The organism is Streptomyces lunalinharesii, assembly GCF_039532155.1.
Taxonomy (GTDB): Bacteria; Actinomycetota; Actinomycetes; order Streptomycetales; family Streptomycetaceae; genus Streptomyces; species Streptomyces lunalinharesii.
Genome location: NZ_BAAARK010000063.1, coordinates 1 through 19,640 on the forward strand (window position 1 = coordinate 1; position 19,640 = coordinate 19,640).

Annotated in this window: 18 protein-coding genes, 1 other RNA gene and 1 pseudogene; 10 read left to right on the plus strand and 10 right to left on the minus strand. The window is 74.8% G+C overall.

Annotated features, from left to right (window positions below):
* Nucleotides 1–63: 63 nt before the first annotated feature.
* Nucleotides 64–234 (minus strand): hypothetical protein, encoded by a 171-nt coding sequence (locus ABD385_RS39025; protein ID WP_344584742.1) that lies wholly within the window; start codon nucleotides 232–234, stop codon nucleotides 64–66.
* Nucleotides 235–242: 8 nt separating this feature from the next.
* Nucleotides 243–1,787 (minus strand): hypothetical protein, encoded by a 1,545-nt coding sequence (locus tag ABD385_RS39030; protein WP_344584744.1) that lies wholly within the window; start codon nucleotides 1,785–1,787, stop codon nucleotides 243–245.
* Between the two features lie 230 nt (nucleotides 1,788–2,017).
* On the opposite strand from ABD385_RS39030, the gene ABD385_RS39035 reads away from it, so the two are divergent.
* From ABD385_RS39035 to ABD385_RS39050, 4 genes are all read left to right on the plus strand, one after another.
* Nucleotides 2,018–3,046 carry an ABC transporter substrate-binding protein gene (locus tag ABD385_RS39035; RefSeq protein ID WP_344584745.1) on the plus strand — a complete coding sequence of 343 codons (1,029 nt, stop codon included), beginning with the start codon at nucleotides 2,018–2,020 and terminating at the stop codon, nucleotides 3,044–3,046.
* 149 nt (nucleotides 3,047–3,195) lie between these two features.
* Entirely contained in the window at nucleotides 3,196–4,083 is an 888-nt protein-coding gene (locus tag ABD385_RS39040) for a Nif3-like dinuclear metal center hexameric protein (protein WP_344584747.1), read from the plus strand.
* Nucleotides 4,080–4,823 (plus strand): zinc ribbon domain-containing protein, encoded by a 744-nt coding sequence (locus tag ABD385_RS39045; RefSeq protein ID WP_344584786.1) that lies wholly within the window; start codon nucleotides 4,080–4,082, stop codon nucleotides 4,821–4,823. Before ABD385_RS39040 ends, ABD385_RS39045 begins: the two co-directional genes overlap by 4 nt.
* 3 nt (nucleotides 4,824–4,826) lie before the next feature.
* The gene (locus tag ABD385_RS39050) at nucleotides 4,827–6,020 is read left to right on the plus strand and encodes a bifunctional RNase H/acid phosphatase (RefSeq protein ID WP_344584749.1); all 1,194 of its coding nucleotides are present in this window, start codon (nucleotides 4,827–4,829) and stop codon (nucleotides 6,018–6,020) included.
* 72 nt (nucleotides 6,021–6,092) lie between these two features.
* On the opposite strand, the gene eda is transcribed toward ABD385_RS39050, so the two are convergent.
* Both eda and yaaA read right to left on the minus strand, forming a co-directional pair.
* On the minus strand, nucleotides 6,093–6,758 hold the full coding sequence (gene eda / locus ABD385_RS39055) for a bifunctional 4-hydroxy-2-oxoglutarate aldolase/2-dehydro-3-deoxy-phosphogluconate aldolase (RefSeq protein ID WP_344584751.1): 666 nt from the start codon (nucleotides 6,756–6,758) through the stop codon (nucleotides 6,093–6,095).
* A gap of 90 nt (nucleotides 6,759–6,848) precedes the next feature.
* Entirely contained in the window at nucleotides 6,849–7,646 is a 798-nt protein-coding gene (gene yaaA, locus ABD385_RS39060; RefSeq protein ID WP_344584753.1) for a peroxide stress protein YaaA, read from the minus strand.
* Nucleotides 7,647–7,782: 136 nt separating this feature from the next.
* Here yaaA and ABD385_RS39065 point away from each other — a divergent pair, with 136 nt between their 5' ends.
* On the plus strand, nucleotides 7,783–9,267 hold the full coding sequence (locus tag ABD385_RS39065; protein WP_344584754.1) for an RNB domain-containing ribonuclease: 1,485 nt from the start codon (nucleotides 7,783–7,785) through the stop codon (nucleotides 9,265–9,267).
* On the opposite strand, the gene ABD385_RS39070 is transcribed toward ABD385_RS39065, so the two are convergent.
* Nucleotides 9,254–9,934, minus strand: coding sequence for a hypothetical protein (locus ABD385_RS39070; RefSeq protein WP_344584787.1), 681 nt, complete (start codon nucleotides 9,932–9,934; stop codon nucleotides 9,254–9,256). The genes ABD385_RS39065 and ABD385_RS39070 overlap by 14 nt on opposite strands.
* Nucleotides 9,935–9,939: 5 nt before the next feature.
* Nucleotides 9,940–10,747: pseudogene (locus ABD385_RS39075) on the minus strand (MerR family transcriptional regulator).
* A gap of 77 nt (nucleotides 10,748–10,824) precedes the next feature.
* Between ABD385_RS39075 and rnpB the strand changes: the two are divergent.
* An RNA gene (rnpB, locus tag ABD385_RS39080) (RNase P RNA component class A) lies at nucleotides 10,825–11,227 on the plus strand.
* Nucleotides 11,228–11,724: 497 nt separating this feature from the next.
* On the opposite strand, the gene tgmC is transcribed toward rnpB, so the two are convergent.
* Both tgmC and ABD385_RS39090 read right to left on the minus strand, forming a co-directional pair.
* Entirely contained in the window at nucleotides 11,725–12,957 is a 1,233-nt protein-coding gene (tgmC, locus tag ABD385_RS39085; RefSeq protein ID WP_344584756.1) for an ATP-grasp peptide maturase system methyltransferase, read from the minus strand.
* Complete coding sequence (locus tag ABD385_RS39090) at nucleotides 12,954–13,319, minus strand: MvdC/MvdD family ATP grasp protein (protein ID WP_344584758.1); 366 nt, start codon at nucleotides 13,317–13,319, stop codon at nucleotides 12,954–12,956. Before ABD385_RS39090 ends, tgmC begins: the two co-directional genes overlap by 4 nt.
* Nucleotides 13,320–13,709: 390 nt before the next feature.
* On the opposite strand from ABD385_RS39090, the gene ABD385_RS39095 reads away from it, so the two are divergent.
* Both ABD385_RS39095 and ABD385_RS39100 read left to right on the plus strand, forming a co-directional pair.
* The gene (locus tag ABD385_RS39095) at nucleotides 13,710–14,231 is read left to right on the plus strand and encodes a hypothetical protein (RefSeq protein WP_344584760.1); all 522 of its coding nucleotides are present in this window, start codon (nucleotides 13,710–13,712) and stop codon (nucleotides 14,229–14,231) included.
* 332 nt (nucleotides 14,232–14,563) lie between these two features.
* Nucleotides 14,564–14,935 (plus strand): hypothetical protein, encoded by a 372-nt coding sequence (locus ABD385_RS39100; RefSeq protein ID WP_344584761.1) that lies wholly within the window; start codon nucleotides 14,564–14,566, stop codon nucleotides 14,933–14,935.
* A gap of 28 nt (nucleotides 14,936–14,963) precedes the next feature.
* Here ABD385_RS39100 and ABD385_RS39105 read toward each other — a convergent pair whose 3' ends face one another.
* Both ABD385_RS39105 and ABD385_RS39110 read right to left on the minus strand, forming a co-directional pair.
* A complete protein-coding gene (locus tag ABD385_RS39105; protein ID WP_344584763.1) occupies nucleotides 14,964–15,866 on the minus strand; it encodes a PhzF family phenazine biosynthesis protein in 903 nt (300 codons plus the stop codon).
* A 55-nt stretch (nucleotides 15,867–15,921) separates the two neighbouring features.
* Nucleotides 15,922–16,809 (minus strand): SDR family oxidoreductase, encoded by an 888-nt coding sequence (locus ABD385_RS39110; protein ID WP_344584788.1) that lies wholly within the window; start codon nucleotides 16,807–16,809, stop codon nucleotides 15,922–15,924.
* A 302-nt stretch (nucleotides 16,810–17,111) separates the two neighbouring features.
* On the opposite strand from ABD385_RS39110, the gene ABD385_RS39115 reads away from it, so the two are divergent.
* Nucleotides 17,112–18,464, plus strand: coding sequence for a Bcr/CflA family multidrug efflux MFS transporter (locus ABD385_RS39115; protein ID WP_344584765.1), 1,353 nt, complete (start codon nucleotides 17,112–17,114; stop codon nucleotides 18,462–18,464).
* An 86-nt stretch (nucleotides 18,465–18,550) separates the two neighbouring features.
* Nucleotides 18,551–19,621: a serine hydrolase domain-containing protein gene (locus ABD385_RS39120; RefSeq protein ID WP_344584767.1), complete on the plus strand. Its 1,071-nt coding sequence runs from the start codon at nucleotides 18,551–18,553 to the stop codon at nucleotides 19,619–19,621.
* The last annotated feature ends 19 nt before the right edge of the window (nucleotides 19,622–19,640 follow it).

Here is a 19,640-nt window from a genome sequence, read left to right on the forward strand (position 1 = left end):
GGCCGTGGCCGCCGCCCGATCCACGGGCGGCGGCCACGGCCGTTCGTGCGCCGTCCGGTCCGCTCAGGCGGTCCGGACCTGGTGATCGCGGCGGTGCCGCCCGTGCGCGGAGTCCTGCATCTCCTCCGCGTTGGCGGCCGGACCGCGGTGCCTACCGGAGCTTGCGGCCTCGGCGGCCTGGGCGGCTGCCTCCTGGGGGCGCGCCTGGGTCGTGTCGGTTCGGGCTTCGGACATGAGAAGAGTCACTCCGTCAGATCGCTTGCAGCTGTACGCGTCGGGACCTCCCCCGGCTCCCGCCGGGACGCGACCCGTGCGGTGCCGTCGGTGGCCGGGTCAACCGGCTGCACAGCCCCCGGCGGAATACTAACGGGGCCCGAAACGGCGCTCCACCGGGACTCCTGGGTCGCGAGAGGTGCCTGTTGCAGAGGAATTGGTCTGCACATCCGGGGATGAGGAGGGCCGTCGAGAGGTTCCGTGCCGGCGAACTCCGGATGTGGAGATGCCGTGGAGTCGGCGTCTTTTTCACCCGGATCCAGGACAATCCCCTCGCCATCCGCCGGCCCCCGATCGGGCGGAACCGCATCATCCGGAACTTCCGAGCCCGCACCACCGCCCGACGGAACGGCGCCCTCCGCACCCTCCGAGCCCTCCGAGCCCTCCGAGCCCTCCGAGCCCTTCGCGTCCTCCGCACCCTCCGTGCCCGTCCCGGCCGCGACCGACGGCCCGCCCCGGGTGTCCGCCCGCGCGTCCGCCCGCGCGTCGGCCCCGGCGACCGGCCCCAGCGGTATGGCCATCCGCGCCACCCCGCACGGCACCGCCGCCGTGGCGTACGGCAGCAGCAGCTCGCCGCCCGGCGCCCACCGGCCACTGCCCGCCAACCAGCCCTCCGGGGCCGGGAACTGCCGCAACTGCCGCTCCGAGGGCCGCCACACGCCCAGCCGGGGCCCGGCCGGACCGTCGAGCCGGAACGCCACCGCGCACCCCTCCGGCGGCAGCGTCCGACCCGGTTGGACCGCGAACGGCGTCACCGCCGCGTCCGGCACCCGCAGGCACTCCGGGAAGCGCACCGGCCGGTCGCTGCCCAGCACGCCCCAGCCCAACCGGTCGTGGCCGGGGGCGTTCGACCGGACCAGCAGCAGCCCGCTGTCCGGATCGGCGAGCACCAGCCGGTCGTCGCTCTCCGCGGTGATCTGGAGCAGCTCGGAGACCTCGCCGCCGCGCGCCAGGTCGACCACCACCGACTTGGTGCGCCCCGCCAGCTCCCGGTCCACCGCCAGCAGCCGTCCCTCGTGATCCAGCCACACCCCGCCGGTGCACGCGCCCGGCACCGCGGCGACCCGCTCGGGCCCGCCCGCCCCGCCGTGCACCCGCCACACGTCGGTGCCGTCGGCGGCCGGCACCAGCGCGTAGCCGTCCCGCCCGCCGGGCGCGGGCGGCAGCAGCGTCAGCGCCCGGGCCGCCACCGCGCCGACCAGGACCTCCTGGGTCCCCGGCCCGGTCGGCGAGAGCAGGGAGACGGTGAACCGGTCGGCGACCCGGCGGACGATCACCACCCGGCCGTCCGCGAGCGGCAACAGGGCACTGTCCGGCTCCTCCGGCTGACTGCCCGGCAGGGGGACCGCGTACGGTTCCGGGCCGTCGATCGTCCAGCGCTCCGGGTACCAGCTCCCGGCGGCGTCGTCGTGCCGCGTGAGACGGGCGGCGTACGAGCCGTCGGCGGCGAGGGTCAGCGCCGCGCGGGGCGGACCGTCCACCGTCGCGGCGTCCGCACCGGCACAGAACGTCATCGGGCCACCTCCAGTGGAGGGACGTTAGTTTTCGCACTTCCGGCCGATCAACGGCAGTTGCCCGTCTTCACGCATAAGGGTGGCGGTCGTCCGATTCGCCGGCGCCGGGAGGGGTGGGTGTGCTTCGACATTCAAGGATGCTTAAAGTAAGGCGTACCTAAGTTGCCGACGGGTGGCCGGGCGCGCCCGTGCCCGCCCGGCCGTGCCCGCATTCGACCTGGAGTGACCTGATGCCCCTTCGCCGCCGCGGCGCCGCCGCCACCGCCCTCGCCGCCGCCGGCGCCCTCGCGCTCGCCGGCTGCGGTTCGTCCGGCGCGGACGGCGGCAACGACCGCGGCGCCGGCTCGAAGTCCGTGGCCCAGGGTGGCAAGGACTTCGGCAAGGCCGCCGACGAGACCGCGAAGATGGGCACCGACGCCGCGCCGGGCCAGTTCCCGCGCAGCGTCAAGCACGCCATGGGCACCGCCACGATCCCGGCCGCACCCCGGCGCGTGGTCGTCCTCGACGTCGGCGAACTCGACAACGTCGTCTCGCTCGGCATCAAGCCGGTCGGCTACGCGCCCACCGAGGGCGACGCCGCCCTCCCGGACTACCTCGCGAAGAACGCCGGCCACCCCAAGAGCGTCGGCACCATCAACGGCCTCAACCTGGAGGCCATCAACGCCCTCAAGCCCGACCTCATCCTGGGCAGCAAGCTGCGCGCCGAGAAGCAGTACCAGCAGCTCAGCAAGATCGCGCCGACCGTCTTCTCGATCCGTCCGGGCTTCACCTGGAAGCAGAACTACCTGCTCAACGCCGCCGCCCTGGACAAGACCGCGCAGGCCAAGACCGAACTGGCCGCCTACGAGGCGAAGGCCGCGAAACTCGGCGAGGACATCGGCCCGAAGAAGCCGACCGTGACGATGCTGCGCTACATGCCGCAGTTCACCCGCCTCTACGCCCAGCGCTCCTTCATCGGCACCGTCCTGAAGGACGTCGGCCTGCCCCGCCCCAAGAACCAGCAGGTCGACGACCTCGCCACCGAGGTCAGCCCGGAGAACATCAACCAGGCCGACGCCGACTGGATCTTCACCGGCGTCTACGGCGACCCCAAGTCCACCAAGCGCGACACCGCCGAGCAGAACCCCCTGTGGAAGAACCTCGACGCGGTCAAGGACGGCCACGCCAAGAACGTCAACGACGAGACCTGGTACCTCGGCCTCGGCGTCACCGCCGCCAACAGCGTCCTGGACGACCTGCGCGGCTTCCTCGTGAAGTAAGCCGGCCCGCGCCGTGGTCGCCCCGGCAGCCCCGGCAGCCCCGGCCGTCCCGTGCGGATGGCCGGAACCCTGCCGCCGGCACGGGCCCGCGGTGCCCGCACGGACCGCGGCCCGGCGCGCGGGCGCGGGGGAGAGGTAACCTTCCCCCCGTGCCCGCACTGTCTGAAGTCCTCGCCGCGCTCGACGCCCTGTGGCCCCCCGAGCGGGCCGAAGGGTGGGACGCCGTCGGCACCGTCTGCGGAGACCCCGACGCCGAGGTCCGCCGGGTGCTGTTCGCCGTCGACCCGGTCCAGGAGGTCGCCGACGAGGCCGTGCGGCTCGGTGCGGACCTCCTCGTCACCCACCACCCGCTCTACCTGCGCGGCACGACCACGGTCGCGGCCGACACCTTCAAGGGCAGGGTGGTGCACGGCCTCATCAAGCACGACGTCGCCCTGCACGTCGCGCACACCAACGCCGACACCGCCGACCCCGGCGTCTCCGACGCCCTGGCCGGTGCACTGGACCTGCGGATCCTGCGCCCCCTGGTGCCGGACCCGAGCGATCCGGCCGGCCGCCGCGGCCTGGGCCGGATCTGCGAACTCCCGCACCCCATGACGCTGGCCGAACTCACCGCGTACGCCGCCGCCCACCTGCCCGCCACCGCGCAGGGCATCCGGGCGGCCGGCGACCCGGACCGCGAGATCCGCACCCTGGCGGTCTCCGGCGGTTCCGGCGACAGCCTCTTCGACGACGTGCGGGCGGCCGGCGTGGACGCGTTCCTCACCGCCGACCTGCGCCACCACCCGGCCTCCGAGGCCACCCGGACCGCGGGACGAAACCGTCCGCTGGCCCTGCTGGACGCCGCCCACTGGGCCACCGAATGGCCGTGGTGCGAGCAGGCCGCGGCCCAGCTCGACGCGGTCTCCGACCGGCACGGCTGGGGACTGCGCACGCACGTCTCCCGCACGGTCACCGACCCCTGGACCGCCCACGCGGCGTCCACCCAGTCCACCCGTCCCCCGGAAAATTCCCACACCACAGGAGCCCCCCGCTGAACGCCGCGCCCGCCGACCAGATCCGCCTCCTCGACGTCCAGGACCTCGACGTCCGGCTCACCCAGCTCGCGCACCGGCGCAAGAACCTCCCCGAACTCGCCGAGCTGGCGACCCTGGAGGCCGACCTCACCCAGCAGCGCGACCTGCTCGTCGCCGGGCAGACCGAGGAGAGCGACACCAGCCGCGAGCAGACCAAGGCGGAGCAGGACGTCGACCAGGTCCGCCAGCGCGCCGCCCGCGACCAGAAGCGCCTCGACTCCGGCGCCGTGACCTCGCCCAAGGACCTGGAGAGCCTCCAGCGCGAACTGGCCTCGCTGGCCAAGCGCCAGGGCGACCTGGAGGACGTCGTCCTGGAGGTCATGGAGCGCCGCGAGGCCACCCAGGAGCGGGTCCGCGAGCTGACCGAACGGGTCGGCGCCATCCAGACCAAGGTCGATGACGCCACCGCCCGCCGGGACGCCGCCCACGCCGAGATCGACGCCGAGGTCGCCACGATCAACAAGGAGCGCGAACTCACCGTCGCCGACATCCCCGAGGCACTGGTCACGCTCTACGACCGCATCCGCACGAAGCAGGGCGGCGTCGGCGCCGCCCGCCTCTTCCAGCGCCGCTGCGAGGGCTGCCGGCTGGAGCTGGACATCACCGAGCTCAACGACGTCCGGACGGCCGCCGCCGACGCCGTCGTCCGGTGCGAGAACTGCAGCCGCATCCTGGTCCGCACGCCCGACTCGGGGCTGTAGGCGATGGGGCGCGCGCTGCTCGTCGAGGCGGACGGCGGGTCCCGGGGCAACCCGGGGCCGGCCGGCTACGGCGCGGTGGTCCTCGACCCGGTGAGCGGCGAGGCACTGGCCGAGGCCGCGGAGTTCATCGGGACGGCGACCAACAACGTCGCCGAGTACAAGGGGCTGTTGGCCGGGCTGCGCGCCGCGCGGGACCTCGACCCGGAGGCCACCGTCCACGTCCGGATGGACTCCAAGCTCGTCGTCGAGCAGATGTCCGGCCGCTGGAAGATCAAGCACCCGGACATGAAGCCGCTGGCCGCCGAGGCCGCCGCGGTCTTCCCGCCCGGCCGCGTCACCTACGAGTGGATCCCGCGCGCCCGCAACAAGCACGCCGACCGGCTCGCCAACGAGGCGATGGACGCCGGCAAGAACGGCAAGCAGTGGGAGCCGCGCGACTCCCGGGCGGCGCTCGCCGCCCCACACGCCGCGGCTCCCGCCCGCAGCGCCGCGGCCCAGGCCGCCGACACGGCCGCCGAGGCGGCGGACGCCGCGCCCACTGCCCCGCCGGTCGGCTGGGGCGCGCCGGACCTCGGCGCCCCGGCGACCTTCGTCCTGCTGCGGCACGGCGAGACCGCCCTCACGCCCCAGAAGCGCTTCTCCGGCAGCGGCGGCACCGACCCCGAACTCTCCGCTGCCGGCCGCCGGCAGGCCGAGGCGGCCGCCGCCGCGCTGGCCGCCCGCGGCACCATCCAGGCCGTGGTCAGCTCCCCGCTGCGTCGCTGCCAGGAGACCGCCGGCACGATCGCCGCCCGGCTCGGCCTCGACGTCCGCGTCGAGGACGGGCTGCGCGAGACCGACTTCGGCGCCTGGGAGGGGCTGACCTTCGCCGAGGTCCGCGAGCGCCACCCCGAGGACCTGGACGCCTGGCTCCGCTCCGCCAAGGCGGCGCCCACCGGCGGCGGCGAGTCCTTCGCGGCGGTCGCCCGCCGCACCGCGGTCACCCGCGACAAGCTGATCGCCCGGTACGCCGGCAAGACCGTCCTCGTGGTCACCCACGTCACCCCGATCAAGACCCTGGTCCGCCTGGCCCTGGGCGCCCCGCCGGAGTCGCTCTTCCGCATGGAGCTCTCCGCCGCCTCGTTCTCCGCGGTCGCGTACTACTCCGACGGCAACGCCTCCCTGCGCCTGCTGAACGACACCTCGCACCTGCGCTAGCCGACGCGACGGCGCCCCCCCCGGTGCCGTCGCGGCGCCGTCGCGGCGCCGTCGCGCGCGGTCCGCGGGGCGTCAGCCGCCCAGCGCCGCCGCCTGCCGGGCCAGCGCCTCGATCCGCGCCCAGTCCTTGGCGGCCAGCGCGTCGCCCGGCAGCATCCACGTGCCGCCGACGCAGTCGACGTTGGGCAGCGCCAGGTACGAGGGGGCGGACGCCAGGCCGATCCCGCCGGTCGGGCAGAAGCGGGCCCGCGGCAGCGGGGCGGCCAGCGACTTCAGATAGCCGGTGCCGCCCGCCGCCTCCGCCGGGAAGAACTTCATCTCGGTGACGCCCTCGTCCAGCAGCGTCACCACCTCCGACGCCGTCGAGACGCCCGGCAGGAACGGCAGCCCGCAGTCCCGCAGCGCCCCCAGCAGCCGCGGCGACCACCCGGGGCTGACCAGGAAGCGCGCACCGGCCGCCCGGGCCGCCGCGACCTGCCCCGGGTCCAGCACCGTCCCGGCGCCGACCACCGCCTCGGGCACCTCGTCGGCGACGGCCCGGAGCGCGTCCAGGGCGGCGGGCGTGCGCAGGGTCACCTCGATCGCCGGCAGCCCGCCGGCCACCAGTGCGCGGGCGAGCGGTACGGCATCCGCGGCGTCCTGGAGGACCACCACCGGAAGGACCGGGGCCAGGCCGAGGACGGAGGGCGGGGCGGGGCAGGGCACGGAAGCGGGGGCAGCGTCAGTCACGCCGCCCATACTGCGCCGGGCCGTCATTCTCTGCAATGACCGTTGCGCATGCTGCAACGGTGCCGTGCGGTGGGTGCCGAAGGAGGCCCGCCGCCCCCCTCACAGCTCCGTGACGATCACATCCAGCCCCCACGGCTTGCCGCCCTTCGCCGGGGCCTGCGCCTCCACGGCGTACCCCAGCCCGCCGAGCGCCGTCACCAGCTCCGCCGGATCCGCCGGCTCGTGCCCCGCCACCAGCAGGTCCCGCACCAGTCGCCCCTTGGTCGCCTTGTTGAAGTGGCTGACCACCGACCGCTTCTCGACCCCGTTCACGATCTTCGACTGGAGCACCCGCACCGTCGCGGTCCGCCCCGCCACCTCGCCCTTCGGCTTCCACGCCGTGGCGTACGCCGCCGACCGCAGGTCCAGCACCAGCCCGTCCCCCGCGGCCGCCGGCAGCACCTCCGCCATCGGCCCGCGCCAGTAGGCCCCCAACGCGCCCAGCCCCGGCAGCTTCACCCCCATCGAGCAGCGGTACGACGGAATCCGGTCGCCGATCCGCACGGCGCCCCAGAGCCCCGAGAAGACCAGCAGCGACCGCTCGGCCCGCCGGCGCGCCGCCGCGTCCAGGGAGGCCAGCCCCAGGGCGTCGTAGAGCACCCCGGTGTAGATCTCCCCGGCCGGCCGGGCGCCCGCGGTGCGCAGCCCCGCGTTCTTGGCGACCTCGCCCTTCAGGCCCTCGCTCAGGCCCAACACCTCCTGGGCCTTGGCCGCGTCGGCCGCGCACAGCTCGACCAGCTCCGCCAGGACCTCCGTCCGCGCCGCGGTCAGCCCCGGCAGCGACAGCGTCTCCAGATCCAGCGGCTTCCCGCTCCCTCCCGCGGCCTTCCCCTCGGACGGCGGCAACAGCACGAGCACGGTGTATCTCCTTCACGGCGGTACGGGCGGGGGTGCGGCCCCGTCGAAAGCTTAGAAGCCCCGCCGCCCCGGGCCGGCGCCCGCCCGGCTCCCGTACGCCGCGCCGGGAGCGCCCGGCGGACATACGCTCGATTTCATGCCCCGTCGCCATATCCGTGTGACCGACGCAGCGGAGGCCCCCCTCCGGGCCGCCCTGCACGAACTGCGGGTGCGGCTGGACGTCCCCGACCACTTCCCGCCCACCGCACAGGCCGAGGCGGAGTCCGCCGCCCGGGCCCCGCGCATCCCGGCCGGCGACGGCACGGTGGTCACCGAGCACACCCTGGACGACGCCACCGACCTCCCGCTGTTCACCCTCGACCCGCCCGGCGCCCAGGACCTGGACCAGGCGATGTTCCTCGCCCGCGGCCCCCACGGCGGCTACCGCGTCCACTACGCCATCGCCGACGTCGCCTCCTTCGTCACCCCGGGCGGCGCCCTCGACGCCGAGGCGCACCACCGGGTGGCCACCCTCTACTTCCCCGACGAGCGGGTCCCGCTGCACCCCACCGTGCTCAGCGAGGGCGCCGCCAGCCTGCTGCCCGACCAGGACCGCCCGGCCGTCCTGTGGCGCTTCGACCTCGACGCCGACGGCGCCCCGGCCCGCACCACCGTCCGCCGCGCCCTGGTCCGCTCCCGCGCCCGCCTCGACTACGCCGGCGTCCAACGGGTCCTCGACGACGGCACCGCCGAGGAGCCGCTCGCCCTGCTCCGCGAGATCGGGCTGCTCCGCGAGGAACGGGAGACGGCCCGCGGCGCGATCTCCCTCAACGTCCCCGAGCAGGAGATCGTCGAACGCGCCGGCTCCTACACCCTCGCCTACCGCGCCGCGCTCCCGGCCGCCGCCTGGAACGCCCAGATCTCCCTGCTCACCGGCATGGCCGCGGCCGAACTGATGCTGGCCGCCGGCACCGGCATCCTGCGCACCCTGCCCGCCGCCCCGGACGGCTCGGTCGCCCGGCTCCGCCTCACCGCCCAGGCCCTCGGCGTCGACTGGCCCCACCACACCTCGTACGCGGCGCTGATCCGCACCCTGGACCCGCGCCGGGCCGGCCACGCTGCGTTCCTCCAGGAGTGCACCACCCTGCTCCGCGGCGCCGGCTACACCGTGTTCGACGGCACCGCCCCGCCGCCCACCAGCGTCGTGCACGGTGCGGTCGCCGCCCCGTACGCGCACGCCACCGCGCCGCTGCGCCGGCTCGTCGACCGCTACACCTCCGAGCTGTGCCTGGCCGCGGCGGCCGGCCACGACCCGCCCGGCTGGGTCCGCGCCGCCCTCCGAGCCCTCCCGCACGAGATGGAGACCGGCACCCAGCGGGCCAACCAGGTCGAGCGGGCCTGCGTCGACCTCGTCGAGGCGGCCCTGCTGCGCGACCGGGTCGGCGAGACCTTCGACGCGCTGGTCGTCGACCGGCACGCCGACGACCCCACCCGGGGCACCGTCCACCTCTGCGAACCGGCCGTCATCGGCCCCGTCGAAGCCACCTCCGGCGGCCCCGCACTGCCCCTCGGCCACCGCATCCGGGTCCGCCTGGCCGGCGCCGAGCCGGGCCGCGAACCGGTCCTCTTCACCCCGGTGTGACCGGCCCCGCACGCTCCGCCGCGGACCGCGCCGCCCGCACGGCCGCCACCGCGCCCCGTGCGTCATCCACGTGGAAGCGCACCGTTGTGACCGACTCCCGCCGCCCCAACAGCCGCACCGCGACCACCGGTTCGGCCAGCTCCACCGTCACCGAGGTCTGCCCGGCGACGGCCAACTCCAGCAACCCGCCGCCCTCCCGGCCGCCGTCCGCACCGCCCCGCTCGGCTTGCCGGGACCGCAGGTCGTAGCGCACCGACGCGATCGACTCCAGCGGAATCCGCAGCTCGCTCCGCGCCCCGTCCCGCACCAGCAGGCCGTCCGGGTCCAGCACGTGCGGCCGGGTCACCGCCGCGGCCTGGCCCCCCAGCACCATCAGCACGGTGTAGACGTCGGCCACCAGCGCCACCGCGTGCAGGCCCGGACGGTCCCGCAGCAGCAGGCTCACCCCGACGGTCTCCACCACGAACACGAACGCCAGCCCGTACGTCAGCGCCGCCTGCGCCCCCGCGTACGGCAGCGCCCGCGCCCCCTCCGGCACCCCCACCCGGCGCCGCGCCACCCACCACACCAGGCTCGCCAGCCACCGCCCCTCGTGCCGCACCAGCCGCCCCACCCGCTCCCCGAACCGAGGCCCACCCACCGCGTCCACCGCGTCCACCGCGTCCATCGCGTTCACTGCTTGCCCTCCCCGATCATCCGCATCGCCAGCCGCAGCGCCGCCGCCTGCGCCGGCGCCAACTCCGCCAACAGCAGATCCGCCCAGACCGCCGCCCCCCGCCCCGAGTCCGCCACCGGCCCGGCCCCGGCGGCGATGGCCGCCACGACCTCCTCCGGAATGCACTCCACCAGCGCCCGCGCGGCCGCCTCGACCCGCGGATCGTCCACCGCCGCCCCCGCCAGCGCGTCCAACAGCCCGTACGCCGCGTACGCCCGCTCCATCGAGCCCGGCGCCACGAACATCTCCCGCAGCGCCGCCGCCATCGCCCCGCGCGCCCGACCGTCGCCGGACGCGTCCAGCAGGGCCAGCACGCTCCCGCTCCCGCACCGCCATCGCCGGCTCCGGCCCCGGCAACGCCGCCGACGTCCGCGCCATCTCCCCGAACAGCTCGGCCAGTTGCTCCGACACCGGGCCCTCCTCCGGCAGCCCGTCCGGCTCCGCACTGCGCCGCAGCACCTCCGCCAACCGTGCCCGCCGGGCCCGCAGCGCCTCCTCCTGCCGCGCCAGATCCGCGTCCAGCTCCGCCAGCACCTCCCGCAACTCCCGGCCGACGTCGTCGGCCAGCACGTCCCGCACCTCCTCCAGCCCGAGCCCCAGCTCCGTCAGCCGCCGCACCCGCGCCAGCGCCACCGCGTCCCGCAGCCCGTACTCCCGGTACCCGTTGGCCCGGCGTTCCGGCTCCGGCAGCAGCCCCAGGTGGTGGTAGTGCCGAACGGTCCGCGTGCTGACGCCGGCGAGCCCGGCGAGTTCCCCGATGCGCATGGGCCCAGTAGAAACGTTGCCGCAACGGCAAGGTCAAGCCGCCGGAATCCGCCAGGTAGCATGGTCGGCACGGCGGACGAGCCGGCCGGGCGGTCGCGTGGGGATCGCAAGATCCTCCCGAGGAACGTCCGGGCTCCACAGGGCAGGGTGGTGGGTAACGCCCACCCGGGGTGACCCGCGGGACAGTGCCACAGAAAGCAGACCGCCCGGGCCGCACGGCCCGGGTAAGGGTGAAACGGTGGTGTAAGAGACCACCAGTGCCCAGGGTGACCTGGGCAGCTAGGTAAACCCCACCCGGAGCAAGGTCAAGAGGGGCCGTCGGCTGATGGCCCTGCGCGGACGATCGAGGGCTGCCCGCCCGAGTCCGTGGGTAGACCGCACGAGGCTGCCGGCAACGGCAGCCCTAGATGGATGGCCGCCTCCCGGCCGACCGCAAGGTCGCCCGGAGACAGAACCCGGCGTACAGGCCGGACTCGTCCGTCGGCTAGCTGGCACTGGCCCCCTGACCAGGCAAATGACCTGGTCAGGGGGCCTTTTGCTGCACATTGGCGCGGTGATTGCCTGCTTACCGTTTGTAGCTGTTCTCGGGTGTTTCTGGGTGCCCTGTGGCGATCCTGTGGCGGTCGTCGGCGCCTTCGGTGCGCCGGGTCGGGAGCGGTTCCAGCACCCAAGGCGCTCACCGCCCGGCAGCCTGCGGCAGGGTCTGGGGACCTGCTTGCCCAAGGTGCAAGCGAGGGCCCCGCAGGCGCACGGGGATGGTTCATTCTGTGGCCCGCTGCTGCCGCCCGAGTCAGGGCGAAGACGTAAGAGTGAAGCCCTGCTCGTTGCCTCTGGGAGACGAGCAGGGCTTCTACGCGGAGTCAGTACTCGTAGAGGGTGTGTCCGCAGCTGCCACACATGTATTTACCGTTTCCTTGGTATTCCATCCGCTTTCCGCAGCACACGGGTACGCGCTGTTCCTCTCGGGGGAGTGGGAGTCAGGCGGTGAGCGGGGAGTGGGGGTGCTGCCAGCGGAGCGCCGCGTTCTCTCCGCCGAGCCAGTAGGACCGTTGGTCGTTGGTGATCTGTTGGCCGCCGATCCAGTAGGCGTGTGCCTGTGGGGTGACGGCGATGCGGACAGAGGTGATGTCGGGTTCGCCGGCGTCGTGCCAGGCGGTCAGGGTGTTTTCGATGGCGTCCCAGAGGGCGACGGGGCCACCTTGGCGGACTGTCCACTGGTCGCCGTCGGCGATGAGCGCGGCGAACGCCTCCCGGGCGGCGTCGAAGAGGTACACGGTCTCTCGCCCGCCGCTGGTGGCGTGGAGGAGCTGGGCGCCGGGGGCGGCGAGTTGGGCGAGGAAGGCCGGCATCCAGTCCTTCAGCGCGTCCGGGGACACGGGGGTCTTCTGTTCCGTGTCGGCGTAGAAGGAGCGGGCGGTGAGGTCTCCGGCGAGCGGTACGGCGGCTTCTGCTCGTGCGGGCATGAAGGAGCTACGTCCGATGATGCGGCCCTCGGCGGTGCCGTCGTCCTTGACGGTGAGTTTGGCCAGGCCGGTGCCGTAGGACCAGGCGCTGGGGCCGACGGTGGCCAGGATGATGCCGCCGGGCTTGGTCTGGCGTACCCAGGTGTAGGGGATGCGTCGAAGAGCGCAGGTGGCAACGGTGCGGTCGTAGGGGGCGCGGCGGGGGTGGCCCAGGAGGCTGTCCCCGGTGACGGTCCAGGTGGAGTATCCGGCGGCTTCCAGGGCGTTGTCCGCCCGCTGGGCTACTTCGGGGTCTACTTCCACGCTGGTGACGTTGTCTTCGCCCAGGCGGTGGCAGAGCAGGGCGGTGGAGTAGCCGGTGCCGGTTCCGATTTCCAGGACGGTCATGCCGTCCTCCACGTCCAGGGCTTCGCTCATGCCGACGACGGTGGAGGGCATCGTGGAGGAGGTGGGGAAGCCGATGAGGGGGCCGGTTGCGGTGTCGGCGGTCACGCGGCCGTCGATCTGGGTCACCCAGGTTTCGTTCCGGTAGACCAGGGTCAGCCACTCGTCGGCGCCGGTGTTCGCGCTCACGGGGGTGTATTCGTGGCCGCGGGGGCCGGGGGCGTCCTTGAAGAAGGATGGGAGGAACAGCTCTCGCGGGACTTCTTCGACCGCCTTGCGCCAGGCGTCGGTCTTCAGGACACCGCCTTGTGCCAGGTCGTTGGCCAGGTTGCGGCGGAGGGCTTCGGAGAAGGGTGTGGTCATGGGGTCGCTCCTTGCTCCAGGAGGTCGGCGAACGCCTGGGTGAGGGGTAGTCCGGTCTCGGCTTCGAGCCAACCCCATTGACCGTTGGGGTTCAGCTCCAGCCAACGGAGGTCACCGTCAGGGGTGATGCACAGGTCGAAACTGCCGCTGGCCAGGCCGAAATGATCGAGGTGCGCTATCAGGGCTCGTTCCACGTCGGCGGGGAGGGTCATCGGCGTGTAGGTCAGGGCGCTGTAGTCCGCGCGCCAGTCCAGCAGGTCGGAGTCGATCCGGATGGCGAACACCTTGGGCCCGACGATAACCACCCGCACGTCCGCGATCTTGGGGACTTGCGCCTGGAACAGGTGCGGGGTCGCGGTCACGCGTTCGTCCACTTCGCGGGCGTCGAGCTGGAGCCGGACGCCTGCGGCGTTCGTTCACGCGGCCAGCTCCACGTCCAGGTCCACGCCCTCCAGGACCAGCGATTCGACGGCCGCGCGGAGGCGGTCAAGGCATGCGGATCTGCCAGCACACCCACACCCCCGCACCGGCCACCGCTTCGATCCCCAACACCAGCCCCTGGAAAGTGAGTTCGTGCGCCCCGCAGTCGACTTCGGGACGTTTCCCGCGTGCTTCGCCGGGCCCGGCGTGCGGGTCGGTGCGTCCGCCCCTCGGGCGCCGTCCGCGCCGTGTCGGCGCCGGTCGGGCGTGTCCGGTCGGGTAGCTCATCGTTCTCATCACACAAGCACATCTCCATTCATCGAGGAGCCTTGATGCGACGAGTTCTGACGGCAGTGGGCATGGCCGCGGCCGCGATGACGCTGGGGTCGGCCGCCGGCGCCCACGCCGCCGACGGACCGAAGACCCCCGACCTGGGGGGGCTGAGCAACGTGGACCCCGGCAGCCTGGGGGCCACGGTGGGCGGCGCCGCCCAGCAGGCGACGCAGGTCGCCGGCGGAGCCCAGGACAAGGTCGTCAACAAGATGGTGCCCGCGGAGACCCAGGCGCTCGGCCGGGCCGCGGCGAAGGTGACGCCGCCGGCTGCGCAGGCGGCCGGGGCGACCGCCGGTGCGAGCGGGGAGCTGCTGGGCGAGACGGCGCAGGCGGCCACCGCCGACGGCGGGCTGCTCGGTGGCCTGCCGGCCGACGGGCAGGCCGGCAAGGGCCTGACCAGCGCGGCGCCGACCGCGGCGCTGACGGACGCGCTGTCCGGGAAGGCGGTCACCGGGGCGCTGGCGAAGGGGGCGCCGGCCACGGGTCAGCTGCCGGCGCAGGGCCTGCCCGGCCTGGGCTGACGGCGGTCACCCGTCGACGTCCGCGGCGCACGGGCGCCGCAAGGGCCCCGCTCCACCCCCACCTGCTCGGGGGTCGGAGCGGGGCCCTTGCGGTGTCCGGGGGCGCGGGCGGGCGCGCGACGGCCGGGATGCCGGCTCGGCCACCGTCGCAAACTCGTCAGTTCGGGGAATACGGTGGCGGATGCGGCGCGGGCTACCGTGGCGCCGCTCCCGGAGGATCGGGAGGAGTCAGGAATGTCCGGACGCCCGTCGCGCGACCGGACCGGGGCCGCTGTCGTCGTCGGGCAGTACCCTCGGGGCTTTGCCGGGCAGTCACACGAGGGGGCGGCGAGGTGCTGAAGCACTACTACCGGCTGGTGTATTGGAAGAGACGGATCGCGCGGGCGCTGGGGTGGCACCGCCGTCCGACGGCGGACCGCGGGACGGGCGCCGCGGCGGGGGGCCGCGGGGGGCCGCGCACCCGGCGGGTCCGGCGCCTGCTGGTCCGGGCCCGGCCGTTGGTGCTCTTCGCGGTGCTGGTGCTGATCGTGGTCGTGGCGTCGGCGCTGCTCGGGTGGCGGGACGACACCTTCGGCGCGGACCACCGGGAGGGCGGGGCGACCGTCCGGTCGACCGGGGGCGTCGGCCAGGGCGTGGTCACCGTGTCCTGCCGGCCGCACGGTGCCGGCTGCGCGCCGGGCCGCGAGGCGCCGGGCGCCGGCTGACGCGCGCCCAGGGCCCTCCCGCGCCGCCTCAGGCGTCCGTCGCCGCGATCCGGGTGGCGGTCCCGCTGACGTGCGAACGCGGGTCACCGGAGCGCAGGTCGACCGTCAGCAGGCCGGGGCGCCCCAGGTCGTGCCCCTGGTGCAGGGTGAGCGTCGCCGGGGCGGTGACCAGGCCCAGGGCGCGGGTGTACGCGCCGAAGGCGGCGGCCGCGGCGCCGGTCGCCGGGTCCTCCACCACCCCACCGACCGGGAACGGGTCGCGGACGTGGAAGACGGTGTCGCCCTCCCGCCAGACCAACTGCAGCGTCGTCAGGTCCAGCCGGTGCATCAGGGCGGCCAGCCGGTCGAAGTCGTAGTCGAGCTTGGCCAGTCGGGCGCGGGTGGCGGCGCCGAGGACCAGGTGGCGGGCGCCGGCGTAGGCGATCCGCGGCGGCAGCGCCGGGTCGAGGTCGGCGGCCGGCCAGCCCAGTGCGGCCAGCGCCTCGTCGAGATCGGCCGGGGAGACCGGCTCGACGCGCGGCTCGACGCTGGTGAGGGTGGCCCGCAGCGCACCGTCCTGCTGCGCGACGGTGACCGGGACCGGGCCGGCCTGGGTGGCGAAGACCAGGTCGCCGGGGCCCTGCCGCTCGGCCAGGGCGACCGCGGTGGCGACCGTGGCGTGGCCGCAGAAGGCGACCTCGGCGAGCGGGCTGAAGAAGCGGATGGTGAACGCCCGACCCGGCTCGCCCAGACCCTCGGGCGGCGCGGTGAGGAACGCGGTCTCGGAGTAGCCGAGTTCGGCGGCGACGGCGAGCTGCGCGGCGTCGTCCAGGCCGGTGGCGTCCAGGACGACGCCGGCCGGGTTGCCGCCCGCGGGGTCGGCGGAGAACGCGGTGTAGCGGAGGATCTCCGGCGTGCGGGCGCTGTCCCCGGCGGTGGTGTCGAGAGTCATGCACCGGGGAACTTCCGGCGACCGCCCGGCTATTCCCGGGCGGCGCGGCGGTGCGTCACCCCCGCCCGACGTACGGCATGGCGGTCGCCATCACCGTCGCGAACTGCACGTTGGCCTCCAACGGGAGCGCCGCCATGTGCACGACCGTACGGGCGACATCCGCCGCGTCCATCACCGGTTCGACCTCGGTGCGGCCGTTGGCCTGGAGGATCCCGGTCTGCATCCGGCCGGTCATCTCGGTGGCCGCGTTGCCGATGTCGATCTGCCCGCACGCGATGCGGTACGGACGACCGTCCAGGGACAGCGACTTGGTCAGCCCCGTCATGGCGTGCTTGGTGGCCGTGTAGGCGATCGAGTGCGGCCGCGGCACGTGGGCGGAGAGGGAGCCGTTGTTGATGATGCGGCCGCCCTGCGGCTCCTGGGCCCGCATCGTACGGAACGCGGCCTGGGCGCACAGGAAGGCGCCGTTGAGGTTGACGTCGACCACCGCCCGCCAGTCGTCGTAGGACAGCTCCTCCAACGGGACCGGCGGTCCGAAGGCCCCCGCGTTGTTGAAGAGCAGGTCCAGCCGGCCGAACCGGTCGCGGAGCGTGGTGAAGAGGGCGTCGACCTCGTCGGGGCGGGTGACGTCGGTGGGGACGGGCAGCACCGCGGGGCCCTCGATGCCCGCGTACCCCACCTGCCGGGCGGTCTCCTCCAGTCGGTCGGCGCGCCGACCGGCCAGGACCACCGTCCAGTGGTCGGCGACCAGTGCCAGCGCGACCGCCCGGCCGATGCCCGAACCCGCGCCGGTGACCAGGGCCACCTTCCGGCCCGCCGAGCCGTCCTCCCGCGCCTCCTGCGGCGTCGGCGCGGTCCGCGGGGACCGGCCCCGCGAGGAGGGCGCGGGGAGCGTCGGCCGGGCCGCGGTCGCGGTACCGCCCACCTGTCCGGCCCGTGCCACCGGCGTCGCCTGTGCCACCGGTGCCTCCGGTGCCGCCCCTACCCGCTCTGCGTCATATGCCATGCCGGCAGGGTAGCGGCGGACCGGGCGGGAACCGGGCGCGAACCGGGCGCCACCTGGGCCGTGCCGCCAGGAGCCCCGGGCCGGGCGGTAGTTGGCGGCCGGAGTGCCGGGCCGGGCGTGGTCGGCGTAGGCCCGGTCCCGGCACCGGACGTAGGACCAAAGGACTGCGTCCGCGCGCCGCGGTGGGCGATCGCCGCGTGCCACCATGGTGCCGCCATCACCGATCCATGGAGACGCTCATGACAGAGTCCGGGGCCCCCGCCGCCGAGACCCGGGACGACACCCCCGGACCGCCCGTGACGCCCGCGATACCCGGGCGGGACGCGCCCGCCGCAGCGGTGGCGCCGACCGCACCGCCGAAGTCCCGCCGCACCAGCCTGCTCGTCACCCTCGTCCTCGGTGGCCTCACCGCCGTCCCGCCGCTCTCCATGGACATGTACCTGCCGGCCCTGCCGCAGGTCACCACCGCGCTGCACAGCCCGGCCGCCACCGTCCAACTCACCCTCACCACCTGCCTCGCCGGCATGGCCCTGGGCCAGATGATCGTCGGCCCGATGAGCGACAAGTGGGGCCGCCGCCGCCCGCTGCTCGTCGGCATGGTCGTCTACGTGCTGGCCACCGCCCTGTGCGCGCTCGCCACCAACGCCGAGGTCCTCATCGCCTTCCGCCTCCTCCAGGGACTGGCGGGCGCGGCCGGCATCGTCATCGCGCGGGCGGTGGTGCGCGACCTGTACGACGGGGTGGCGATGGCCCGCTTCTTCGCCACGCTGATGCTGATCTCCGGAGCGGCGCCGGTGGTCGCCCCGCTCATCGGCGGCCAGATCCTGCGGGTCACGGACTGGCGCGGGGTCTTCGTGGTGCTCACCGTGGTCGGCGTGCTGGTCACCCTGCTGGTCTGGAAGCGGCTGGACGAGACCCTGGCGCCGGAGCGCCGGCAGCCCGGCGGCCTCGGCCCGGCCCTGCGCACCATGCGCGACCTCGTCGCCGACCGGGTCTTCTCCGGCTACCTCCTGGTCGGCGCGTTCGCCTTCGCCGCGCTCTTCGCCTACATCTCCGCCTCGCCGTTCGTCATCCAGGAGATCTACGGCGCGTCCCCGCAGACCTTCAGCCTGCTCTTCGGCCTCAACTCCGTCGGGCTGGTCGCGGTCGGCCAGATCAACGGCAAGGTGCTGGTCGGCCGGGTCGGCCTGGACAAGGTGCTGGGCGTCGGCCTGGTGCTGATCGCGCTGGCCGGCGCGGCCCTGTTGCTGCTGTCGTCCGGGGTCTTCGGCCACGTCGGGCTGGTGCCGGTGGCCGCCGGGCTGTTCGTGCTGATGTCCGCGATGGGCCTGGTCATGCCGAGCACCAACACCCTGGCGCTGCTGCGCACCCCGCACGCGGCCGGCTCCGCCTCCGCGCTGCTGGGAACCTCCACGTTCCTGCTCGGCGCGGTGGCCTCGCCGCTGGTGGGCATCGCGGGGGAGCGGACGGCCGTACCGATGGCCGTCGTCCAACTGTCGTGCGCCGTTCTCGCGCTCGTGAGCTTCCTGGGAATGTGTCGTCCGTGGCAGCGTAAGGGGGAACGCACCGCAGGCGAGAGGACTGGGCTCTGAACGCATCTGATGCCCCGAGACTGAAGCCCGGCCCGCCGGCCGAGGCGGGACTGCACCCCGCCTGGACGCAACGGCTGGTCAGCGGCGTGCGCGCGCTGACGGAGGGCCGGGCCCCGTGGTGCCCCGGCGCGGTGGTGCTGGCCGGCCGGGGCCCGGTGGTCGCCGTCGAGGCGGCCGCCGGCTGGGCGGTGCGCTACCGCGCCCACGACCCCGAACGCGACCGCGGCCTGGACCTGCCCCGCGACCTGTGGGAGCCGATGCGGGTCGGCACCGTCTTCGACCTCGCCTCGCTCACCAAGCTCTTCACCGCCGTCGTCACCGTCCAGCAGGTCGAGCGCGGGCGGCTCGCCCTGGACGCCGCGGTCGCCGCCCACCTGCCGGCGTTCGCCCCCGGCATCACCGTCCGCGACCTGCTCCGGCACACCTCCGGCCTCGCCCCCGAGCTGCCCTTCCACGCCCATGCCGACCGGGCCGACCAACTGGCGCTGCTGTGGGCCGAGGCCGCCGCCCCCACCGGCGGCCCGCACGGCGCGCACCGCTACTCCGACCTCAACCCCATCGCCCTCCAGCTCCTGGTGGAACGGCTCACCGGCCGCCCCCTGGACGCCCTGGTCCGCGCCGGCATCACCGGCCCGCTGGGGCTGGGCAGCACCTGTTACGGGCCGCTGGCGCCGCAGGGCGTGGCCGCCACCGAGGACCAGCGGCGCCCGTGGGCCAAGGCCGACCGGGGACCGCTGCGCGGCGAGGTGCACGACGAGAACGCCTGGGCGCTGGGGGGCGTCGCCGGCCACGCGGGGCTGTTCTCCACCGCCCAGGACCTGGCCGTGCTGTGCCGCACGCTGCTCAACGGCGGCGCGTACGGCCCGGCCCGGATCCTCGCCCCGGCCTCGGTCGCCGCCCTGCTGGACCCGCCCGGCCTCGGCTTCGCCGTCGACCAGCCGTACTTCATGGGCGAGCTGGCCGGTCGGGGCGCGGCCGGCCACACCGGATTCACCGGCACCAGCCTGGTCCTGGACCGGGCCACCGACACCTTCCTGGTGCTGCTCGCCAACACCGTCCACCCCCGGCGCCGGGCGGGCGGCAGCGCACCGCGGGCGGCGGCCGCCACCCACCTGGCCCGCGCGGTGGCCCACGCCGATCCGCCGGGCCGGCCCTGACCCCGTTCCGGCCCGGCCC

Bases quoted from the DNA above. Each gene is read 5' to 3' on its own strand.
- ABD385_RS39025 (WP_344584742.1), bottom strand. From the start codon at position 234: ATGTCCGAAGCCCGAACCGACACGACCCAGGCGCGCCCCCAGGAGGCA.
- ABD385_RS39030 (WP_344584744.1), bottom strand. From the start codon at position 1,787: ATGACGTTCTGTGCCGGTGCGGACGCCGCGACGGTGGACGGTCCGCCC.
- ABD385_RS39035 (WP_344584745.1), top strand. From the start codon at position 2,018: ATGCCCCTTCGCCGCCGCGGCGCCGCCGCCACCGCCCTCGCCGCCGCC.
- ABD385_RS39050 (WP_344584749.1), top strand. From the start codon at position 4,827: ATGGGGCGCGCGCTGCTCGTCGAGGCGGACGGCGGGTCCCGGGGCAAC.
- eda (WP_344584751.1), bottom strand. From the start codon at position 6,758: ATGGGCGGCGTGACTGACGCTGCCCCCGCTTCCGTGCCCTGCCCCGCC.
- ABD385_RS39065 (WP_344584754.1), top strand. From the start codon at position 7,783: ATGCCCCGTCGCCATATCCGTGTGACCGACGCAGCGGAGGCCCCCCTC.
- ABD385_RS39070 (WP_344584787.1), bottom strand. From the start codon at position 9,934: ATGGACGCGGTGGACGCGGTGGACGCGGTGGGTGGGCCTCGGTTCGGG.
- tgmC (WP_344584756.1), bottom strand. From the start codon at position 12,957: ATGACCACACCCTTCTCCGAAGCCCTCCGCCGCAACCTGGCCAACGAC.
- ABD385_RS39095 (WP_344584760.1), top strand. From the start codon at position 13,710: ATGCGACGAGTTCTGACGGCAGTGGGCATGGCCGCGGCCGCGATGACG.
- ABD385_RS39105 (WP_344584763.1), bottom strand. From the start codon at position 15,866: ATGACTCTCGACACCACCGCCGGGGACAGCGCCCGCACGCCGGAGATC.
- ABD385_RS39115 (WP_344584765.1), top strand. From the start codon at position 17,112: ATGACAGAGTCCGGGGCCCCCGCCGCCGAGACCCGGGACGACACCCCC.